Below are 19,073 nucleotides of genomic sequence, written 5' to 3' on the forward strand. Positions count from 1 at the left end.
GTGCTTTATTTTCCGTTTTCTGAGACGTCCCCAATCAGTGCCGCATTGTCCTGGTCAAGGATCAGGGCGTGTACTTCCTCGCCGAGCGTGGGGAGCGTCGCCCGGATGGGCGCCAGGCACTGCTCGCCTACGCCGTCGGATGCAACCCGGACACCGACCCGTTCGATGACTGGTGGCACCTCGCCGGCCGCGAGCTGGGCGGCGATGACTTCGCGGAGTATTTCGACCCGAAGGACGGCCTGTTCACGCGCCTCCAGCACTCGGCGGACGATCTCGTGCTTTCCGCCACCGCCACGCACCTGTCCTTAGCAGTGGTGCCTCCCGCCTGACGCGGCAACCGCCTCGCAGCCCCCGCATCGGGGGCCTTCTTTTGTTCGCACCGCCGCCATCGCCGCGCGTGCGCGTTTGTCTCCAGCCGCCGAGGCACGCCCCGCCGGCCACAACGCCGGCATGCCACCGGAGACAACCGCATGAACACGCCATCGACCTCGCCGAGGCTGCACCTCCTACCGGTGTCGCTGCGCACGGCCAATGCATTCGTTCTGTCGCACCATCGCCACCACCGCCCGGTCCAGGGCGCGAAGTTCGCCCTGGCCGTCACGCTGAGCGACAGCGACCTGATCCACGGCGTGGCCATTGTCGGCCGCCCGGTCGCGCGGCACCTGGACGCTGGAAGTCACGCGGCTGTGCACCGACGGCACACCCAGCGCCTGCAGCAAGCTCTACGGCGCGGCCTGGCAGGCGGCAAGGGCGCTGGGCTACATACGCCTGCTCACCTACACCATGCCCGACGAAGGTGGCGCCAGCCTGCGCGCCGCCGGCTGGCGGCTGATCGGCGCGCGCGGTGGCGGCGCCTGGAGCCGTCCCGGCCGTCCGCGCGCCGATACCCCCGAGCACCTGCGCGGCGCCAAGTGCCTGTGACAGGCGCCGGGTGGCGCGGACAAAGGGAAGCGCCCGGGTGCCGATTGATTGCTGCCGCGCGCGCGAGGCCCCGCCATGCTGGCCCCATGCCTGCTGACGTCGTCAGCGACATGCCAGGCAACCATCGGTCTTCGAGGTTGCGGCGCAGTTCCCACTGCGTGACCGAGCCAGCTCGCACCGCATCCTTCCGCGAGCGGCCACCAGCCTCTGGTGGCGGATGCTTTCGCCTTATCAACCCACCGCGGGGTCACGCACCTTCCCCGCATGCGTGGGCCGGTGTGTCTCCGCTTCATCCCAATGGAGATTCACCATGAACACCACGTCCAACGAGAAATCGTATTTCGACCTCCACACCTCGGGCATCGGCTACATCCAGCGTGTCCGTGAAGTGCCCGTCCGGGGCGGCCGCCGTGCGCAGCCTTTCCTGGCATGCACCATCGCCGCGCTGGTCGGCCCCGCCCGGGACCCCAGCTACCGCTACTTCGACGTCAAGGTCTCGGGTGCCGAGGCCAAGAAGCTCGTTCAGCGCTACATCGGCGTTGACGATCCCAAGCAGCGGCCCCTGGTGCGCTTCCGCCTCGGCGACCTCTGGGGCGATGTGTACATCCGCGACAAGGGTGAGCAGAAGGGTCAGGCCGCCGCGTCCCTCAAGGCGCGACTGCTCAAGGCCGAACTGATCGACCGGGCCGAACTGGCTTCGATCGAGCAGCACGAGTTGATCACCCGCGGCATCGGCTATCTCAATCGTGTGAAGGACGTCACCCCAAAAGCTGGCGACTCGTTCCTCTCTTGCACCGTCGCGGCACTGGCCGGGCCTGTCGATGAACCGGAGTATCGGTACTTCGACACCATCGTCGCCACCCCGGAAGCCGAGCACCTGGTTCGCCGGTGCGTTCAGGCCGTCGAGGGTGACCGCAAGGTGCTGATCGCCTTCCGTCTGAACGACATGAAGATCGATCCGTACATCCGCACCAAGGGTGAGCACGCCGGGGAACCGGCCGCCAGCCTGGAATCGACGCTGGTCCACATCGGTCTCATCAAGATCGACGGCACCCAGGTCTATCCGACGAGCCAGGCGCAAGCCGAGGCGCCGCCGGCCGAAGACGCATCCGCGTCCGAAGCCGACGATGCCATCGACACGGCCACCGAGCCCGCCGAGCGCGAGCCCGAGGCGCAAGTCCAGGAGCAGGAGCCGGCATTGGCTGCTTCGTTCTGATCCGGCACGGCCTCTCACGGGGCCTTGTCGCTTTTCCTCCCCACGTACGCCGCGTCCCCAGGACGCGTGCTTGCGCATTTCATCCCCCGAGTTCCGCGTGGTCTCACGGCCACGCGGTTGTCGAATTTCTCAAAGGAGATCAGCCATGTCTCTGGTATCCCGCTTTGCTCCGCAATCCCCGATCCTGCGCTCTGATCGCCCACTCTCGGACGACCGCATTCGTGCCGTCGTTCCGTCGATCTTCGCCGACGCTCCACATGGGAGCCGGTCCGATCGGTATGCCTACATACCGACCTCGACCGTGCTGACCAAGCTGCGCCAGGAGGGCTTCGAGCCCTTCATGGTGTGTCAGACGCGCGTGCGCAACGAAGACCGGCGCGAGTACACGAAGCACCTCATCCGACTTCGCCATGCAAGCCAGATCAACGGCGACGAGGCGAACGAGATCATCCTGCTCAACAGCCATGACGGCACGAGCAGCTATCAGATGCTCGCCGGCATGTTCCGGTTCGTCTGCCACAACGGCCTGGTTTGCGGTGACACCACCGCAGACATCCGCGTTCCCCACAAGGGCGACGTGGCCAGCCAGGTGATCGAAGGTGCCTACGGAGTCCTCGAAGGTTTCGAGCGCGTGCATAACGCGCGCGATGCGATGCGCACCATCACCCTCGATGAGGGCGAAGCGGAGGTCTTTGCGAACTCTGCGCTCGCACTCAAGTACGACGATCCGGCCAAGTCCACGCCTGTCACCGAGAGCCAACTGCTGGCCCCTCGGCGATGGGACGACCGCAAGAACGACCTGTGGGCCGTCTTCAACCGCGTCCAGGAGAACCTCGTCAAAGGGGGGCTGAGTGGACGCTCGGCCAACGGCCGCCATCAACGCACCCGTCCGGTGCAAGGCATCGACCAGAACCTGCGCCTGAACCGGGCGCTGTGGCTCCTGGCCGAAGGTATGCGCCAACTCAAGGCGTGATGCCAAGCGGACCTCGCCCATCTCGGGCGAGGCCCATTCCCTCTCATCCACCGGGTGCCGTCGGCGGCCCGTCATTCATCATCAGGAGAACCATCATGGCAACCACATCGGCGCCCGAGAGATCGGTATCGCCCATCGTCGTTCCGGGCCAGCTCACGCTGCGCACCATCCGCGGCAAAAACGGCCCGTTCACGGTGGGTCGCCTCGCCACGCACCTCGGTGTGTTCGAGGTCAAGGACCCCGAGCTGGAGCAATATCCCGAAGGCAAGTACGACGGGGAGTTCATCATCCGCTACATCTTTCCGAGGTCCTATCCGGTCGGTGGCGGCATGCGGTTCGAAATCCGCGCCAGCCTCGACGGAATGACGCTCAACGGCATCGACAAACTGAGCCGTGACGAAGCACGCAGTTTCGCCACCCAGGATGTCGATCCCCTCGATGAAGAGCAAGGGACGCAGCCTGCGGCAACGCCGGCCAAGCCCGCCAAGGTGTCCAGGCCCGCCAAGCCCGCCCCCGAGCAGGTGTCTGCGGACCCTCTCGTCGATACCACGCCCTTCGGCGTGGATGCACCGACGCCCGCTGCGGCTGCTGCCCCCGGCGGCACCGAAGACGGCGACGCCGGACTGTTCGGCCTGCTCTGGCCGCTGGGCGAGTCCGTGAAACTGGATTCGACCATCGACCGCCGCACCTTGCGCGCGCAGATCGCCCGCCTGGGTGAACTGGGTTACGCGCTGGACTTCAAGACGCAGGAGTGGAGCCGCCAGGCCGAACTGCAACCTGCGTGATCGCAGACGCCGCATCCGCGGTGTTCTTCATCCACCCGCCGGGGTTACTTCCCCATGCGGGGGAGGCTCCGGCTTTCTTCTGGAGGTTTTCATCATGTCCACCATCGCTTGCGATGCACCTCATTCCACGCTGGACGAACCCGCGTGGCGCGCGGTCTGCAAGACGGCCGCCGAGCACGCCCAGCGTGGTTGCGGCCTGTCCTGGGATCACTGGGTCACGCTTTTCAGTTCTGAGATCGACACGCAAGCCAGTCGATTGCCGCAGGACCAGCGCACTCAAGCGCTGGAGATCGCAGCCCGGGAATGGGACTACGCAACGCCTGCCGAACGGCAGGAAACCCAGGACTGGAATGCGGAGCATGGTCACTGCTCGCATGGGATCGAGTTCGGCTACTGCCCGGCCGGTTGTGATCGCGACGATGACGACTGGGACTGAGGGCAAAGCATAGGTTCCTTCGCCGCACACGCGGTATTCCATCACCCGCTGGGGGTTCTCCCCCACGGGGAGGCCTCCGGCTCCATTTTTCAGGAGGCCTCTCATGGGCTGGTATTTCTCCCCCCAATCGCGGTCTGAACTGATCGCGGAACTGATCGCACCGCAAGAGACCGAGCGCGCCAGCGTCAAGGTCATCGCCCACGCGCTGCGCGGCAACGTCCTCTGGTCCGTCACGGAAGTGACGGCCAAGGTCGAAGGCGTGCATCGTCATCTGGCGCCGGGCCAATCCCTGCGCTACATCCGTTGCGATCTGCTCGAACGCAGCGGCGGCCAGTGGGGCTACAAGCCGCTGGACGAGTCCATGCACCCGTACTACTACACGTGCCCGCTGTCCTATCTGGACCTCGCACCGGAGCAGTCCGCCGACTGGCGTGCAGGCGTTCGCGCCTACCACGCCCGGCGGCGCACACCCACGGCATCCGCGGCATCCGCCGCGGCGTCGATGGCCTGAGCCAGGAGGAACCGACATGGACCCGATCCTGGCAACGCTTCCGCCCTCGTTGCTGGCACTCGTTGAAGGGAGTTTGTCCAACGACGAAGTGTCCTCCGACGAGGAAATGCTGGAGTACTTCATCAGCAACGGTCTCACCGAGGAACAGGCACGGCAGGCACTGACCTACCGCGACCAGTACCTCAACAACATCTACCTGGAGGGCTTCACGCCAATCACTTCGGTAGATGAGGCGCTGCACTTCAACCCGCACACCCGGCAGTTCGAGCCGGACTGAGCGGCTTTCTTCCACCCCCTGGGGCAGTACTTGCCCCAGCGGGCGGTGCTGTTCCCGTTCATCCGAGGACACCACCATGCCCGCAAACACTTCTTCCACCACGCTGTACCGCATCGACGAATGCCCGGACGTGATGGCCGACGCTTGCGTCGGCGATGACCAGGGCAACCTGATCTTCCTGTCGATCTGGGCACGGGACACCGCCGTCCAGCAGTTCCTGGCTCGCCTGACCCTCGGGCGCGACGAGCAGGGCCTGAAGCAGTTCCACCTCATCACCGACCAGGGCAGCAGCGTCCCGGTGTTCGTCAGCAACGTCGATCGCCTGGAAAAGCGCATGACCCGCGCCTACCGGCGAACGCTGTTCGGTTCGCTGTCCAACGTGTGGCTGTTCGACCGCCGCTGCGTCAAGCCCGACAAGGCCAACGCCAGCGCACTGGCATTGCTGCCCCGCGATAGCGACCACCGGCTTGACCGCCTGTGGACGTTGGTGCAGGACACCTGCCCACTGCCGTTGCTCGACCACTGGCGCGAAACCGTGCTGGAACTGCTGCAAAGCCGCGAGATGCTGACCCGTCTGCCATTCGCCCTCGGGCCTTTGGTGGGCCATCGGCTCGCCATCGACGTGCCGGCGCTGACCCTGGCGCTCGGCTCGCTGATCCGCAGTGACGTGCTCACCGCCTATCCCTATCCGGCCAAGATTTGGACGCCGGAAACGGTAGCGGCTTGACCCACCTGCGCAGGCACGCCAAGGCGCGCCTTCGCCAATCATCCCCGCCAACCAGGAGACTTCCATGGCGCTCATGTTCCCGCGGCTCGCCCGCAATTTCGTGAAGAACGGGTACTTCCCGACCGACGAACCAACGCTCGAAAGAGCCCTCAATGCACTGATGCCCAGTGCGCCTGAATCCAATGGGCCGATGTGCATCCTCGATCCCTGCGCCGGCGAAGGCGTGGCGATTGCCGAAGCGGCTCATGCCCTCGGGCGCGAGCATGCCAAGGCGTTCGCCGTCGAGTTCGACGCAGAGCGGGCGCGCCATGCCCGCGGCCTGGTCGATCACTGCCTGCACGCGGACCTGATGGACACGATGATCTCCAAGCAATCGTTCGGGCTGCTCTGGCTCAACCCACCGTATGGCGACCTGTCCAAGGACGTCAACGGCAACATCGGCTATCAGGGCCAGGGCCGTGCCCGCTTCGAGAAGCTCTTCTATCAGCGCAGCCTCTCGCTATTGCAGTATGGCGGCGTGCTGGTCTTCATCGTCCCCGGCTACGTGCTCGACGCCGAGCTGGTCGGCTGGCTGACGCGCCACTACACCGATCTGCGGATCTACCGAGCGGTGGAGACGCAGTTCAAGCAAGTGGTGATCTTCGGCCGCAGGGTGCGTCAGCGCGAGCTGGCACCCGATGGGCTCAAGGCCGTGCGCAATCTGCTGCTGCAGGTCGGGCTTGGTGAAGTCGAAGCCGAGGAGCTGCCGAGCGAATGGCCGTTCCTGCCGTACATCGTCCCCGCCAGTCCGGCCGAGCCAGAGCACTTCTTCCGCGTGACGATGGAGCCGGAGCAGTTCGCCGATGAAGTCGGCCGGCTGCAAGGCCTCTGGCCGTCGCAGGACACGCACCTGGGGGCCGCGCAGCAGTCGCTGCGTCCGCCAGCGCGTGCCTTGTCCCACTGGCATCTCGCCCTGGCCCTGGCCGCGGGCGCGATCTCGGGGGTTGTGCGCTCCAAGACCGGGCGCGTGCTCGTCGTCAAAGGTGACACCCACAAGGACAAGACGCTTCAACGCGAATTCACCGAACGCGAAGACGGCTCCATCGCCGAGACCCGCATCCTCACCGACAAGTTCGTGCCCGTCATCCGCGCGTGGGACATGACGCCCGGCTCCGCTACACGGGGCGAGGTCCTGACCATCCGTTAATCCACCGGACGCGCTGCCGTCCTGCTGTACCACCTCGAAGGAGAAACACCCATGTTCTCAAGCCTGTTCAAGCGGCCCGCGCCGCAGAAGCAACCGTTGTTCGCACCAGGTACGTTGCAGTTGAGCGAGAAGGTGCATTGGCTGGCCCGCAAAGGCCTGATCGACCCCTTGGCTCTTGTCCAGCGCCATGTGCGCGGTGACTGGGGCGAGACCGATGAGGCCACCCGTCAAGCCAAAGATGTCGCAATCCGTGGGGACGATCCGATGATCTCCCACTTCAGGATCAGGCCCGAACTGGTGTTGATCGTCAAAACCAGCGAGGACCACCAGACCACGGTGATCCAGCTTCCCGAAGAACGGGACATGATCTGACAGCACCATCGTCGTCTTCATCCACCTGACGGAGCCACTTCACTCCGCCAGGGGTGTCGTGGCTCAATGACTCATCAAGGAGGAGCCCATGGCATCACATCGCGTTGAAACCTACTGCCACAGGCTGGCGTTTCCAATCGGTGCGCTCATCTTCAGCAGAGGCATCGACCGCCTGGTCCGCACGGGTCGCCTCGACCCGATCCCGTACTTCAGGCGCCACACCCGTGGCGACTGGGGCGACGTCAACCTCCAGCAATGGCAGGCCAACAGCACTGCACTGCAATCAGGTGCATCGCTGGAATCCCGCTACGTGATCCATCCGGGGCTGGCCATCCGCATCGTCACCGATGCGCAGCGCAGCGCCACCGTCATCGTGCTGCCGTCCGAAGACTGAGCACGATTCACCAGCAGGCCGCCACGGCCGGCAACTTCGACCACCTCGGCCAAGCGCCGATTTCCTTCCCACTGCGGGGCATGCCATTGCCCCGCTGGGGGTGGTGCATGCCCCATTTTTCATTGGAGCATCACCATGTCCCTCGATCTCGAAACCACTGCCGCTGAAGCCGCGCCCGTACAGGGCGAACTGCTCGATGCGGAATCTTCCCCTCTGACCCTGAGCCTTCAGGATTTCGTCGGCGAGTTCGGTGACGAACTGCTCGACGCCCTCAACAGCGCCAACCCGCCGGTCTATAACGGCCAGCCGCAGGCGCACCGACAACTCATCGTCGCCAGCCTCAAGCGCAAGCTCTTCCAGGCCCAGGCCGAAGTCGTCCACGCCGCCGCGGAGCTGCTGATCGATCGTGGCGAACGCGCCGCGATCGTCAATGGCGAAATGGGCTGCGGTAAGACGACCGTCGGCATCGCCACGGCCGCCGTGCTCAACGCCGAAGGCTACCGCCGCACCCTGGTTCTTTCCCCGCCGCACCTTGTTTACAAGTGGCGGCGCGAGATCCAGGAAACAGTGGCGGGTGCCAAGGTGTGGGTGCTCAACGGGCCGGATACGCTCGTCAAGCTCATCAAGCTGCGCGAGCAGTTGAACGTCCAGCCCACGGGCCAGGAGTTCTTTGTCTTGGGCCGGGTCAGGATGCGGATGGGGTTCCACTGGAAGCCCGTCTTCACCCAGCGACGCACCCGTCACGGCAACGTGGCGGCTTGCCCGGACTGCGGCACGGTCATCACCGACCTCGACGGCGAGCCGGTCAACCCGGTCGCACTCCAAGCCGAGGAATACCGCAGGAAGTGCAGCCATTGCGCCGCGCCCCTGTGGACGCTGATCCGCCCACGCAGCCTGTCTGGCAGCGACCAGTCCTCAGCCGTGCTGAAAGCCTTGAAGCGCATCCCGACTATCGGGGAAGTCACCGCGCAGAAGCTGATGCAGAAGTTCGGCGACGGGTTCCTGGCGTCGATGCTGGGCGACAACATCCATGAGTTCATCAACCTCATGGACGGCAACGGCGAGCTGGTGTTTTCCGACCGTCAGGCCACGCGCATGGAGCGTGCGATGGCCAACATGGAGTTCGGCTTTGGCGAGGGCGGCTACCAGCCGTCCGAGTTCATCAAGCGCTACCTGCCGCAAGGCACGTTCGACCTGTGCATAGCGGACGAGGCTCACGAGTACAAGAACGGTGGCAGTGCCCAGGGCCAGGCCATGGGCGTGCTGGCGGCGAAGGCTCGCAAGACCTTGCTGCTGACAGGCACGCTGATGGGCGGCTACGGGGACGACCTGTTCTACCTGCTGTTCCGAGCCCTGCCTGGGCGGATGATCGAAGACGGCTACCGCCCGACCACGAGCGGCAGCATGACCTCGGCTGCGATGGCGTTCATGCGCGATCACGGGGTGTTGAAGGACATCTACTCCGAGAGCACCGGCACGGCGCACAAGACGGCCAAGGGCACCAAGGTATCGGTGCGCACGGTCAAGGCCCCGGGGTTTGGCCCCAAGGGCGTGCTGCGCTGCATCCTGCCGTTCACGATCTTTCTCAAGCTCAAGGACATCGGTGGCAACGTCCTGCCGCCGTATGACGAGGAGTTCCGTGAAGTCGCGATGGACACGGCGCAAGCCGCGGCCTACCGCGATCTGGCGGGTCGGCTGACCGCGGAGCTGAAACAGGCTCTGGCGCGACGCGATACGACCTTGCTGGGTGTGGTCCTCAACGTGCTGCTGGCCTGGCCGGATTGCTGCTTCCGGTCGGAGACCGTGGTGCATCCGCGCACGCGCAACACCTTGGCGTTTGTCCCGGCTCAGTTCAACGAGTTCGAGATCAGCCCCAAGGAGCGTGAGCTGATCGACATCTGCAAAGAGGAGAAGGCGCAGGGCCGCAAGGTCCTGGCCTACACGGTCTATACCGGCACGCGCGACACCACGTCGCGCCTGAAGGTGTTGCTGGAGCAGGAAGGCTTCAAGGTGGCGGTGCTGCGCGCGAGCGTGGATGCCAGCCGCCGCGAAGACTGGATCGCCGAGCAACTGGACCGTGGCATCGACGTGCTCATCACCAACCCCGAGTTGGTCAAGACGGGGCTGGACCTGTTGGAGTTCCCGACGATCGTGTTCATGCAGTCGGGCTACAACGTGTACTCGCTCCAGCAGGCGGCACGCCGCTCCTGGCGCATCGGGCAGAAGCAGCCCGTGCGTGTGATCTACCTCGGCTACGCCGGTTCCTCGCAGATGACCTGCCTGGAGCTGATGGCCAAGAAGATCATGGTCTCGCAGTCCACCTCGGGCGACGTGCCCGAATCCGGGCTCGATGTCCTGAACCAGGACGGTGATTCCGTCGAGGTCGCACTGGCCCGGCAGCTTGTCGCCGCATGACACGTTCCACTTACGGCCCTTCGGGGCCGTTTTTTTTGCCGCTCCCGGTAAATCGGACGCTGCCTGGTTCGCATTGTTTGCTGCCGCTCGCGGCCTGAGCGGCGATGGTGAGGGCTGGATGTTTCAGGACGCCGAGCTATGTGCCCCTCTCCACCGTGGTTTCACTATCCCGAACGCCGCCTTCTGGCGGGATTTCTCGGCCTGCTGTGGTCGGTGCTGGCCGGTGGCTGCGCGACGACGACTGCGCCGGTCGCGCCCGACACCATCGCGGAAGTCTTGGCCGCGCCTGAACCCGAGGCTTCCGAGTACATCCCGGTCGTGCGCTACGCCCGCTACACACTGGTCGAACTGGCACCCATGGCGGCGCAGCGCGACCTGTTGTTGCAGACCATCGACGTGTCCATGCCCGAGGATGCCCGCGCCACGGTCGGGGATGGGCTTCGGCACGTGCTCAAACGCAGCGGCTATGGCCTGTGCCAGACCGCGCATGCCGTGATCGAGCTGTACGCGCTGCCGTTGCCGGCGGTACACCTGCACCTCGGCCCCATGACCTTGCGCGATGCGCTGCTCACGCTGGCTGGCCCGGCCTGGGAACTGCACGCGGATGACCGCGCACGGCAAATCTGCTTCGAGCGGCCCGGCGATCGCGCGGTCGCCGAGTCCCCATCCGAGCCACCCGCCACCGAGGCGGTGCAGACGTTCCCGCTGGCACCCATGGTTTCGGGAGGCCAGCCATGAACGCCCCGCAACCTGCCCAGCGATCGACCGCCGCCGTGGTGGTGCAGAGCCTGATGTGGCTCTGGTTGATCTTCCTCAGCGTCTTGGCGGCCCTGGGCTACCAGGCCCTCAGCGACCAGGCCGACCAGGAGCGGCTGGATTCCCGCCTGCAACGCCTGGAAGCGCAGGCAACTGGCTTGGCCGAGACGATCGAGGCCATCCAGCAGCGCCCGGCCGTCGCGACGGACGCTGACCTCAAAGACACCCGCCAGATTCTGGAAGCACGCGCGGCCCAGGTCGAGAAATCTCTCAGTGGCTACGCAGCGGCCGACGACCTCCAGGCGCTGCGCGCGGAGGTCGAGCAGATCAAGGCGCGCCAAGCCGCCGCGCGTGCCACCGCACCCGCCCAGCGGCGCGCATCGCGCACGTCCGCCGCCTCCAAGACCGAGCTGCCGCCGCTGCCATTCCGCGTCGTCGGCGCCGAACTGCGCGCCGGCCAGCGCAGCGTGTCCGTCGCGCCGAGCATCGGGGACTTCACGCCCGCCCAACTTCAGGTGCTGCTGCCCGGGGATGCGGTCGGCCCGTGGCGCCTGCAGGCGATCGAGGGCAACACCGCAGTGTTCCAGGCCGGCAACCAGACCCGCCGCGTGGCGATTCCCTGACCGGAGCACCCCATGAAGCCGTCGATCCTCCTTTTCGCGGTCCTGGTGGCGTCGTCGCAATGGCCCGCCTGGGCGCAGCAGCCCGCAACGACCTCGGCGCGCAACGCACAGAGCCAGGAGCGCCCGCTGGCCGCCCGCGTGCTGGACGACCGGGTGGCAACCGAATGGGGCTTGCAGCCACAAGAATGGGCACGCTACCGCGAGCTGATGGATGGGCCGCTGGGTATCTACTCGCCCAACCTGGACCCGCTGTCCGCCCTGGGCATCGAAGCTCGCACGGACGAAGAACGGCGCCGCTATGCGGAACTGCAGGTGCAGGTGGAAGCGCGCCGCGTCGAGAAGCTGCTCGCCTACCAGCGCGCCTACGACGAGGCCTGGCAGCGCCTGAATCCGGGGATGCAGCGCGTGAACCTGCCCGACGACAAGCCGGGCGCCGGCCCATCCAGCAGTCCCTTGCGCGGCAGCGGCCGCATGGCGGTGTTCGTCAAGGACGGCTGCGCAGCCTGCGGACAGCTCGTGCAGCGCCTGCAATCCTCGGGCGCGGAGTTCGACCTGTACATGGTGGGCAGCCGCCAGGATGACGCGCGCATCCGCGACTGGGCCAAGCGCGCGCAGATCGACCCGGCGCGCGTGCGCGCCGGCAGCATCACGCTCAACCACGACGGCGGCCGCTGGCTGTCACTGGGCCTGCCCGGCGATCTGCCCGCCGCCGTGCGCGAAGTGAACGGCCAATGGCAGCGCCAGCCGTAGCCATGCCCCTGCGCGCACTGGTGCTCACTGCCGGCCTGTATGCCGTTGCCGCCCTGGCCCAGGAGGTTCCGCCACCGGCTTACCAGCTTGCCGCCCAGCGCGCAGGCATCCCCTCGACCGTGCTCTACGCCGTGGCCTTGCAGGAGAGCGGCATCCGGCGCAACGGGCGCCTGGTGCCGTGGCCGTGGTCCCTCAACGTCGCCGGCCAGTCGCGCCGCTTCGCCACGCGCGCCGACGCCTGCGCTGGCCTGCAGCAGGCGATGCGCGCCACGCCGCACACGCGCATTGATGCGGGCCTGGGCCAGATCAACCTCGGCTACCACAAGCACCGCTTTACCGGCGCGTGCGACCTGCTGGATCCGTATCGCAACCTGGCCGTTGCCGCCGAGATCCTGAAGGAGCAGCACACCCCCGGCGAGGACTGGCTGCTGGCGATCGGCCGCTACCACCGCCCCGCAGGCGGCGAGCCCGCCGCCCGCTATCGGCGCAGCGTGTCGCGCCACCTTGCCCGCGTGCAGGGCACGCGACCAGCCGCCGCGGTCCTCGCGGCGCGCCAGGAGACCTCCCCATGACGAAACCCCATCCCGCCCATCTCGCGTTCACGGGCCTACTCATGCTGCTGTCAGGCCTGCCGCTGGCCTCGCGTGCCGGCGAGCCACTGATCGTTGTCGAGGACCGTGGCGGCACGTCGGCATTGCCGTACTACGAAGCCCTGAATCTCCAGCCGCGCGCCAACGCACCGGCGCGGCCGTCCATCCCGACGCCCCAGGTTCCTGCCACACGGGCGGACGAAGCCGCGATGCTGCCGGTGCGCAGCGCCAAGCTCACGCCCGGCACCGTCGCGCGACGGGTGATCGAAGCGCCCGGCCTGCGGCCGTTCGTGGTCATCGGCGACGACGAGGCTTCCCGGGCCTGGTTGCAGCGCCGCGCCGCCGCTTTGCGCGAACGTGGCGCGGTCGGCCTGGTCGTCAACGTCGAGACCGCGCAGGGCCTGGCGCGGCTGCGCGCCCTGGTGCCGGGCGTGCCGCTCGCGCCCGTGGCCGGCGACGACCTGGCCGATCGCCTGGGCCTGCGGCACTACCCGGCGCTGATCACGGCCACCGGCATCGAGCAATGAAGCCATGTCGGGCAAACAGCCGGTCGAGGTTCTGCTACGCCCAGCGGTGGAGCTATACACCGTCGCGGCGTGTGCAGGCGCCGCGTTTCTGTGCCTGGTGGCCCCATGGTCGCTCGCGCTGAGCCCGGCCATGGGCATCGGCAGCGCCTTGGCGTTCGGCGCCTACGGCGCGATCCGCTACCGCGATGCCCGCATCATCCTGCGCTACCGGCGCAACATCCGCCGTCTGCCGCGTTACGTGATGACCAGCAAGGACGTGCCGGTCAGCCAGCAGCGCCTATTCGTGGGGCGCGGCTTTCTCTGGGAGCAGAAGCACACGCATCGGCTGATGCAGACGTACCGGCCCGAGTTCCGCCGCTACGTCGAGCCGACGCCGGCCTACCGGCTGACCAGGCGCCTGGAGGAACGGCTGGAGTTCGCGCCATTGCCGCTCTCGCGCCTGCCGAAGCTCACCGGCTGGGACGCGCCTTTCAACCCCGTGCGCCCGTTGCCGCCTGTCGGCGGCCTGCCAAGGCTGCACGGCATCGAGCCCGACGAAGTGGACGTCAGCCTGCCGCTGGGCGAGCGCGTCGGGCACTCGCTGGTGCTGGGCACCACGCGGGTGGGCAAGACGCGCCTGGCCGAGTTGTTCGTCACGCAGGACATCCGTCGCAGGAATGCTGCCGGCGAGCATGAGGTCGTCATCGTCATCGACCCCAAGGGGGATGCCGATCTCTTGAAACGGATGTACGTCGAAGCCCAGCGCGCTGGCCGCGAAGGCGAGTTCTACATCTTCCACTTGGGCTGGCCGGAAATCAGCGCCCGCTACAACGCCGTGGGCCGCTTCGGTCGGATCTCGGAAGTGGCGACACGCATCGCGGGGCAGCTCTCCGGCGAAGGCAACAGCGCGGCGTTCCGCGAGTTCGCATGGCGCTTCGTGAACATCATCGCCCGCGCCCTGGTGGAACTGGGGCAGCGCCCGGACTACATGCTGATCCAGCGCCACGTCATCAACATCGACGCGCTGTTCATTGAGTACGCCCAGCACTACTTTGCCAAGACGGAGCCCAAGGCCTGGGAGGTGATCGTCCAGATCGAGGCCAAGCTCAACGAGAAGAACATCCCAAGGAACATGATCGGGCGCGAGAAGCGTGTGGTGGCGCTGGAGCAATACCTCTCCCAGGCGCGCAACTACGACCCTGTGCTCGATGGCCTGCGCTCGGCGGTGCGCTACGACAAGACCTACTTCGACAAGATCGTTGCATCGCTGCTGCCGCTGCTGGAAAAGCTCACGAGCGGCAAGATCGCCCAGCTCCTGGCGCCGAACTACTCCGACCTGGCCGACCCGCGCCCGATCTTCGACTGGATGCAGGTCATCCGAAAGCGGGCCATCGTCTATGTGGGTCTGGATGCGTTGTCTGACGCCGAGGTCGCCGCAGCGGTCGGCAATTCGATGTTCTCTGACCTGGTTTCGGTGGCCGGACACATCTACAAGCACGGAATCGACGATGGCCTGCCCGGCGCAGTGGCTGGCGCTCGCGTGCCGATCAACGTGCACGCGGACGAATTCAATGAACTGATGGGCGATGAATTCATCCCGCTCATCAACAAGGGCGGCGGTGCCGGCCTGCAAGTCACGGCGTACACGCAGACGCTCTCGGACATCGAGGCCCGCATCGGAAATCGCGCGAAGGCCGGCCAAGTGATCGGGAATTTCAACAATTTATTCATGTTGCGCGTGCGCGAGACGGCCACCGCGGAACTGCTGACGAGGCAGTTGCCGAAGGTCGAGGTCTATACAACCACCATCGTCTCGGGCGCGACGGACAGCTCAGACATCCGCGGCGCGACGGATTTCACGTCGAACACCCAGGACCGCATCAGCATGGCCAGCGTGCCGATGATCGAGCCGTCACACGTCGTCGGCCTGCCCAAGGGCCAGTGCTTCGCGCTGCTGCAGGGCGGCCAGCTCTGGAAGGTGCGTATGCCGCTGCCGGCGCCGGACCCGGATGAAGTGATGCCGGCGGACCTGCAGCAACTGGCCGGGTACATGCGCCAGAGCTACAGCGAGGCCACGCAGTGGTGGGAGTTCACCAGCTCGTCGGCCTTGCAGGATGCGGCCTTGCCCGACGACCTGCTGGACGATGCCGCTGCGGCCGAGCCCGGCGCGGTGGCCACCGGCGCCGACGATGGCGCGGGCAACGAGGCCGTGCCATGAAGGATGCCGCCTCGACCGCGCAGCGGGAGCAGAACCATCGCCAAGGCTTGATCGTCGGCACCATCACCTTACCGTTCCGGCTGCTCGGGGTGCTCATTGGCTCGCTGCTGTTCTCGATCGTGGTGGAGTGCGCCGGCATGCACCTGTTCTGGAAGGACCAGGGCTGGCGCCACTCCCAGCAGATGCTGCGGTACGAACTCGGGCACCTGTCCAACCACTTCACGCGCAGCGTGGTGGTACAGGAGCCCGGGCGCACGGCGCACGAGTTGGTGGATACCGGGTACGAGTGGGTGTTCGTGCGCTCGGGGTTGCTGGAGCGCATGAGCCAGACCGCCGAGCGCGTCCGCGCGCCCAGCCACGGGCAGAGCCGCAACTTCCGCTACTACATCAGCCAAGTCTATGTCTGGGCCGAAAGCTACCTGATCGCTGCGGCCTTCACGACGCTCACCTTCCTGGTGCGCCTGCTGGTCCTGGTGCTCACGCTGCCGCTGATCCTCACGGCGGCATTCGTCGGCCTGATTGACGGCCTGGTGCGACGGGATGTGCGCCGGTTCGGCGCGGGCCGCGAATCCGGCTTCATCTACCACCGCGCGAAGGCCAGCCTGATGCCGTTGGCCGTGCTGCCTTGGGTCACCTATCTCGCTCTGCCCATATCGGTGCATCCTCTGGTCATCCTGCTGCCCAGCGCGGCGTTGCTGGGGATGGCAGTCAGCCTGACCGCAGGCAGCTTCAAGAAGTACTTATGAGGTGACACGGGCGGCACGGCTCTGCAAAGCCGTGTGCCGTTCATCGGTTCTGCAGGGTATCAAGAGCAGCATCCAACGCCGTAACCGCCTCGACGACCGTTCTTACCGTCGCCCGATCAAACTCATGATCGCGCTGAGCGTCGTGCACACCGCTATTGAGGTAACCCCATTCAATACTCGTACCGCTGACATTGAGCAGCCGGACCAACGCCCCTACGGCATCCGGCGCACCCGCATGTTGCGCCGCGATACGCTCGACGGCCGACCGCAACTTGGTGCATTTATTGTTCAGCTCCCAAGGCGCGCGGGGCCCGCTCAGCTTGATGTCGATCCGGCCGTCCGCCCGCCGACCCAGCCACGTCCACAGGCGGTCCGTCAGACTCTCCAGCGCCGGCCGGGCCTGACGCAGTGCCTCGCGTTTCTCGTCAGCCGCCAACGCCTGCTGGGCCAGAAGAACATAGTTCTTCGCTGGCGGGTCGCTGTCGACCCGCAGTTCGTGCTCTCCCTGATGCGGGAGAAACTTGTAGCGCTTAATGGCCGCGGCGCGGCGCACGCCCAACTCCTGCTGGATGCGGTGCAGGAACTCCTCTGCGTGCGAGGTGAGGATAACCTGCTTGCCGTGGAGCAAACCGTCCTCGAAGAAGGTACGCCAGATGCCATCGCGATGGTCGTCGTCGATCGCGTTGACGACGTCATCGAATATGACCACGGGGCAGCCCTGCGCGAGGTTCTTGGCAAGCAGAATCGCCAGGCCCAGGCATTTGATGTGCCCTTCGCTGAAGACGATCAACGCGTCGTAGCGCGCGCCCGGCTCGCCGGCGAACTCCACCTCGATCTTGCCGTTCTCGGCCACGGGCAACCACAGCGCGTGCAGCAGATCGCCGGGCGGATCGGCCCGGTTGAATGCGTTGTAGAGATGGCGGGCTTGGTCTCCCAGCCCCTGTAGCAGAACCCCCGGCAGAGCGGTCAGGTATGCCTGAATCTCGGGCAGGAAGCCGTCGTAGGCGGCCTTGACCCGCTGATGGTGCACCACCACCGGCATTTCGTCCGTGGCCGCCTGGATCAGGCCGCGGTTCGCGTCGTCGAATTGGGCCACGGTTTGGCGGGCGGCCGCCAGCTCCTGATCCGCAGTCGTGCGCATGGTCCGCAGCCGTTCGATCTCCAGCTGATGCTGTTGCAGGCGGTCCCGCTCCTGGGCCATCGCGCCGCGCTGGGCATTCACGTCGCGCGCCTGCGCGTCGAAGCCTTCGATGATCTGTGCGATCCGTAAGAGGGCTTGCCAGGCGCGCTGGTCCCCATTCACCCCGCCGCCGAGCCAATTGCCCGCCGACGTGGGAGGCAGCAGTGGCAGGCCCGCGGCCTGCGATTCGGCAGGACAAGCGACCCCAGCCGCCGCCACCACGCGGCGCATTTCGTCACACAGCGCTCGGACCGCCTCGCTCAACTGCGTCCGATGCCCGGCCTCCTGCTGCTGCAGGACGGCCAGTTGCGCGAGCTGCTCCAGGCCCATTCGCGCCCTGGCGAACGGGTCCTGCGCCACGGCGGCCAGTTCGGTTCCACATGCCGGACACGCGGTCGCCCCGTCCGCCAACGCTTGCACGGCCTCGTAGAGCTTCGCGTACGACACCTCGCCGGCGCGGGCCGCGAGTTGCGCGGAAGACGCTTGCCACAGTCCCTGGACGCGGTAGGCCTCTGCCAGCAACGCTTGCAGGCGGGCCTGGGTCACCTCGTGAATGGCAGGCGGGTTGGCGTCCAGCTGAGCCTGGACATACGGTAGCCGTCCTTGCTGCTGCGGCGTACCCAGCAGCCAGTCCACGCAGGTTTGATAGGTCGCGCCAGGTGACATGCGCTGCGCCAAAGCTTGTTCCAGGCCCTCGACCGCTGCGATCTTCTGCGGGTAGGCGGCGATGGTCTGTTCGGAGTTCGCCAACTGCAGGCGACGCTGCGCCAGCTGCGCCGCCTGCACGCCGGCAAGCATCAGGTCCTGATCGAGCGAGGGGTTGAAGCCGCGCACGAACTCGCTGAACTGGTCCACGCCGAACAGGGTGGCGATGAGCTGGCGCTGATCGCTCGGGGTCCGCGCGGCGATTCGGGCGAAATCGTCGAGGCGGTTCTTCTCGATGAAGCAGAAGCGATACTCAGCTTCGTCGGGCTGGACGGCCTGCGCCTCGCCCGCCGCCGTAGACGACAGGACTGGCGCGATGTGGCGGCGCAGGCGAGCGTTGTTGCAGTACGTCCGCTGGTCGACCCGCTTGGCCTGCGCTTCGCTGATCGAACCGAGCATCGCCACTTCCAAGGCTTCGCAGAAGCTGCTCTTGCCGGTGCCGTTGGCACCGTAGACCAAGGTGATGTCATGGCTGAGGTCGAACGTCTCCTGCCGCATGAATCCTCGAAACGGCCCGACTTCGAGCTGGTGCAGTCGCCCGAGCGCCGGCCCGTTTTCGGGGCCGCGCGCGTCCCCGTCGTAGGCGACAGGCATCTGCGCCAGATGCGCGATGGCCAGCGGCGCCAAGCGCGTGGAGCGCCCCCGGCGTGCAGCACCGACCTCGGCCAGTGGCTGCAGGTGATCGAGCACCAGGTGCGCCAGCCGGCGCACGTCGTCGTGCACGTGCCGCTGCGTCAAGTGCGCCAGGAACCGGTGGTACTCCGAACGTATGCTTGCCACAGCGAC

The 19,073-nt window shown here is 66.5% G+C and carries 19 protein-coding genes and 2 pseudogenes; 20 read left to right on the top strand and 1 reads right to left on the bottom strand.

Going from position 1 to position 19,073, the window contains the following annotated elements; genetic code table 11:
• Positions 1–32: 32 nt before the first annotated feature.
• From ACRSCF_RS19920 to ACRSCF_RS20015, 20 genes and pseudogenes are all read left to right on the top strand, one after another.
• Positions 33–329, top strand: a pseudogene (locus ACRSCF_RS19920) (DUF3085 domain-containing protein); the annotation flags it as partial.
• Positions 330–470: 141 nt separating this feature from the next.
• Positions 471–921 (top strand): annotated as a pseudogene (locus ACRSCF_RS19925) (XF1762 family protein).
• 310 nt (positions 922–1,231) lie between these two features.
• Positions 1,232–2,137 (top strand): DUF3577 domain-containing protein, encoded by a 906-nt coding sequence (locus ACRSCF_RS19930; protein ID WP_003116825.1) that lies wholly within the window; start codon positions 1,232–1,234, stop codon positions 2,135–2,137.
• 145 nt (positions 2,138–2,282) lie between these two features.
• Positions 2,283–3,110, top strand: a complete 828-nt coding sequence (locus ACRSCF_RS19935) for a DUF932 domain-containing protein (RefSeq protein WP_033987693.1) — start codon at positions 2,283–2,285, stop codon at positions 3,108–3,110.
• A gap of 95 nt (positions 3,111–3,205) precedes the next feature.
• Positions 3,206–3,895 carry a DUF3275 family protein gene (locus ACRSCF_RS19940; RefSeq protein WP_023095513.1) on the top strand — a complete coding sequence of 230 codons (690 nt, stop codon included), beginning with the start codon at positions 3,206–3,208 and terminating at the stop codon, positions 3,893–3,895.
• 94 nt (positions 3,896–3,989) lie between these two features.
• Positions 3,990–4,331, top strand: coding sequence for a hypothetical protein (locus tag ACRSCF_RS19945; RefSeq protein ID WP_023095512.1), 342 nt, complete (start codon positions 3,990–3,992; stop codon positions 4,329–4,331).
• A 103-nt stretch (positions 4,332–4,434) separates the two neighbouring features.
• Positions 4,435–4,842: a hypothetical protein gene (locus ACRSCF_RS19950; protein ID WP_033987691.1), complete on the top strand. Its 408-nt coding sequence runs from the start codon at positions 4,435–4,437 to the stop codon at positions 4,840–4,842.
• A gap of 16 nt (positions 4,843–4,858) precedes the next feature.
• Positions 4,859–5,119 (top strand): hypothetical protein, encoded by a 261-nt coding sequence (locus ACRSCF_RS19955; RefSeq protein ID WP_033987689.1) that lies wholly within the window; start codon positions 4,859–4,861, stop codon positions 5,117–5,119.
• Positions 5,120–5,195: 76 nt separating this feature from the next.
• Positions 5,196–5,846: a hypothetical protein gene (locus ACRSCF_RS19960; RefSeq protein WP_034000347.1), complete on the top strand. Its 651-nt coding sequence runs from the start codon at positions 5,196–5,198 to the stop codon at positions 5,844–5,846.
• A gap of 40 nt (positions 5,847–5,886) precedes the next feature.
• On the top strand, positions 5,887–7,032 hold the full coding sequence (locus tag ACRSCF_RS19965; RefSeq protein WP_432676112.1) for a DUF6094 domain-containing protein: 1,146 nt from the start codon (positions 5,887–5,889) through the stop codon (positions 7,030–7,032).
• 51 nt (positions 7,033–7,083) lie between these two features.
• Positions 7,084–7,404 carry a hypothetical protein gene (locus ACRSCF_RS19970; protein WP_033987687.1) on the top strand — a complete coding sequence of 107 codons (321 nt, stop codon included), beginning with the start codon at positions 7,084–7,086 and terminating at the stop codon, positions 7,402–7,404.
• 88 nt (positions 7,405–7,492) lie between these two features.
• Positions 7,493–7,798: a hypothetical protein gene (locus ACRSCF_RS19975; RefSeq protein WP_023095506.1), complete on the top strand. Its 306-nt coding sequence runs from the start codon at positions 7,493–7,495 to the stop codon at positions 7,796–7,798.
• Positions 7,799–7,933: 135 nt separating this feature from the next.
• Positions 7,934–10,213 (top strand): helicase-related protein, encoded by a 2,280-nt coding sequence (locus ACRSCF_RS19980; RefSeq protein ID WP_033987685.1) that lies wholly within the window; start codon positions 7,934–7,936, stop codon positions 10,211–10,213.
• Between the two features lie 138 nt (positions 10,214–10,351).
• Positions 10,352–10,951: a PilL N-terminal domain-containing protein gene (locus ACRSCF_RS19985; RefSeq protein WP_003098890.1), complete on the top strand. Its 600-nt coding sequence runs from the start codon at positions 10,352–10,354 to the stop codon at positions 10,949–10,951.
• Entirely contained in the window at positions 10,948–11,592 is a 645-nt protein-coding gene (locus ACRSCF_RS19990) for a hypothetical protein (RefSeq protein ID WP_003098888.1), read from the top strand. Before ACRSCF_RS19985 ends, ACRSCF_RS19990 begins: the two co-directional genes overlap by 4 nt.
• A 12-nt stretch (positions 11,593–11,604) precedes the next feature.
• Entirely contained in the window at positions 11,605–12,342 is a 738-nt protein-coding gene (locus tag ACRSCF_RS19995) for a TIGR03759 family integrating conjugative element protein (protein WP_003098886.1), read from the top strand.
• Positions 12,324–12,914 carry a transglycosylase SLT domain-containing protein gene (locus tag ACRSCF_RS20000; protein ID WP_003109780.1) on the top strand — a complete coding sequence of 197 codons (591 nt, stop codon included), beginning with the start codon at positions 12,324–12,326 and terminating at the stop codon, positions 12,912–12,914. Before ACRSCF_RS19995 ends, ACRSCF_RS20000 begins: the two co-directional genes overlap by 19 nt.
• The gene (locus ACRSCF_RS20005) at positions 12,911–13,459 is read left to right on the top strand and encodes an integrating conjugative element protein (RefSeq protein ID WP_003109779.1); all 549 of its coding nucleotides are present in this window, start codon (positions 12,911–12,913) and stop codon (positions 13,457–13,459) included. Before ACRSCF_RS20000 ends, ACRSCF_RS20005 begins: the two co-directional genes overlap by 4 nt.
• A 4-nt stretch (positions 13,460–13,463) precedes the next feature.
• Positions 13,464–15,656 carry a type IV conjugative transfer system coupling protein TraD gene (gene traD, locus ACRSCF_RS20010; protein ID WP_003116813.1) on the top strand — a complete coding sequence of 731 codons (2,193 nt, stop codon included), beginning with the start codon at positions 13,464–13,466 and terminating at the stop codon, positions 15,654–15,656.
• Positions 15,653–16,402, top strand: coding sequence for a TIGR03747 family integrating conjugative element membrane protein (locus tag ACRSCF_RS20015; RefSeq protein WP_003109778.1), 750 nt, complete (start codon positions 15,653–15,655; stop codon positions 16,400–16,402). Before traD ends, ACRSCF_RS20015 begins: the two co-directional genes overlap by 4 nt.
• Positions 16,403–16,442: 40 nt before the next feature.
• On the opposite strand, the gene ACRSCF_RS20020 is transcribed toward ACRSCF_RS20015, so the two are convergent.
• Complete coding sequence (locus ACRSCF_RS20020) at positions 16,443–19,067, bottom strand: AAA family ATPase (protein ID WP_003116812.1); 2,625 nt, start codon at positions 19,065–19,067, stop codon at positions 16,443–16,445.
• Positions 19,068–19,073: the final 6 nt, after the last annotated feature.

The sequence above is a fragment of the Delftia sp. 11MD genome (assembly GCF_050907895.1).
Taxonomy (GTDB): domain Bacteria; phylum Pseudomonadota; class Gammaproteobacteria; order Burkholderiales; family Burkholderiaceae_C; genus Comamonas; species Comamonas tsuruhatensis.

Bases quoted from the DNA above. Each gene is read 5' to 3' on its own strand.
- ACRSCF_RS19930 (WP_003116825.1), top strand. From the start codon at position 1,232: ATGAACACCACGTCCAACGAGAAATCGTATTTCGACCTCCACACCTCG.
- ACRSCF_RS19935 (WP_033987693.1), top strand. From the start codon at position 2,283: ATGTCTCTGGTATCCCGCTTTGCTCCGCAATCCCCGATCCTGCGCTCT.
- ACRSCF_RS19940 (WP_023095513.1), top strand. From the start codon at position 3,206: ATGGCAACCACATCGGCGCCCGAGAGATCGGTATCGCCCATCGTCGTT.
- ACRSCF_RS19945 (WP_023095512.1), top strand. From the start codon at position 3,990: ATGTCCACCATCGCTTGCGATGCACCTCATTCCACGCTGGACGAACCC.
- ACRSCF_RS19950 (WP_033987691.1), top strand. From the start codon at position 4,435: ATGGGCTGGTATTTCTCCCCCCAATCGCGGTCTGAACTGATCGCGGAA.
- ACRSCF_RS19955 (WP_033987689.1), top strand. From the start codon at position 4,859: ATGGACCCGATCCTGGCAACGCTTCCGCCCTCGTTGCTGGCACTCGTT.
- ACRSCF_RS19960 (WP_034000347.1), top strand. From the start codon at position 5,196: ATGCCCGCAAACACTTCTTCCACCACGCTGTACCGCATCGACGAATGC.
- ACRSCF_RS19970 (WP_033987687.1), top strand. From the start codon at position 7,084: ATGTTCTCAAGCCTGTTCAAGCGGCCCGCGCCGCAGAAGCAACCGTTG.
- ACRSCF_RS19975 (WP_023095506.1), top strand. From the start codon at position 7,493: ATGGCATCACATCGCGTTGAAACCTACTGCCACAGGCTGGCGTTTCCA.
- ACRSCF_RS19980 (WP_033987685.1), top strand. From the start codon at position 7,934: ATGTCCCTCGATCTCGAAACCACTGCCGCTGAAGCCGCGCCCGTACAG.
- ACRSCF_RS19985 (WP_003098890.1), top strand. From the start codon at position 10,352: ATGTGCCCCTCTCCACCGTGGTTTCACTATCCCGAACGCCGCCTTCTG.
- ACRSCF_RS19990 (WP_003098888.1), top strand. From the start codon at position 10,948: ATGAACGCCCCGCAACCTGCCCAGCGATCGACCGCCGCCGTGGTGGTG.
- ACRSCF_RS19995 (WP_003098886.1), top strand. From the start codon at position 11,605: ATGAAGCCGTCGATCCTCCTTTTCGCGGTCCTGGTGGCGTCGTCGCAA.
- ACRSCF_RS20000 (WP_003109780.1), top strand. From the start codon at position 12,324: ATGGCAGCGCCAGCCGTAGCCATGCCCCTGCGCGCACTGGTGCTCACT.
- ACRSCF_RS20005 (WP_003109779.1), top strand. From the start codon at position 12,911: ATGACGAAACCCCATCCCGCCCATCTCGCGTTCACGGGCCTACTCATG.
- traD (WP_003116813.1), top strand. From the start codon at position 13,464: ATGTCGGGCAAACAGCCGGTCGAGGTTCTGCTACGCCCAGCGGTGGAG.
- ACRSCF_RS20015 (WP_003109778.1), top strand. From the start codon at position 15,653: ATGAAGGATGCCGCCTCGACCGCGCAGCGGGAGCAGAACCATCGCCAA.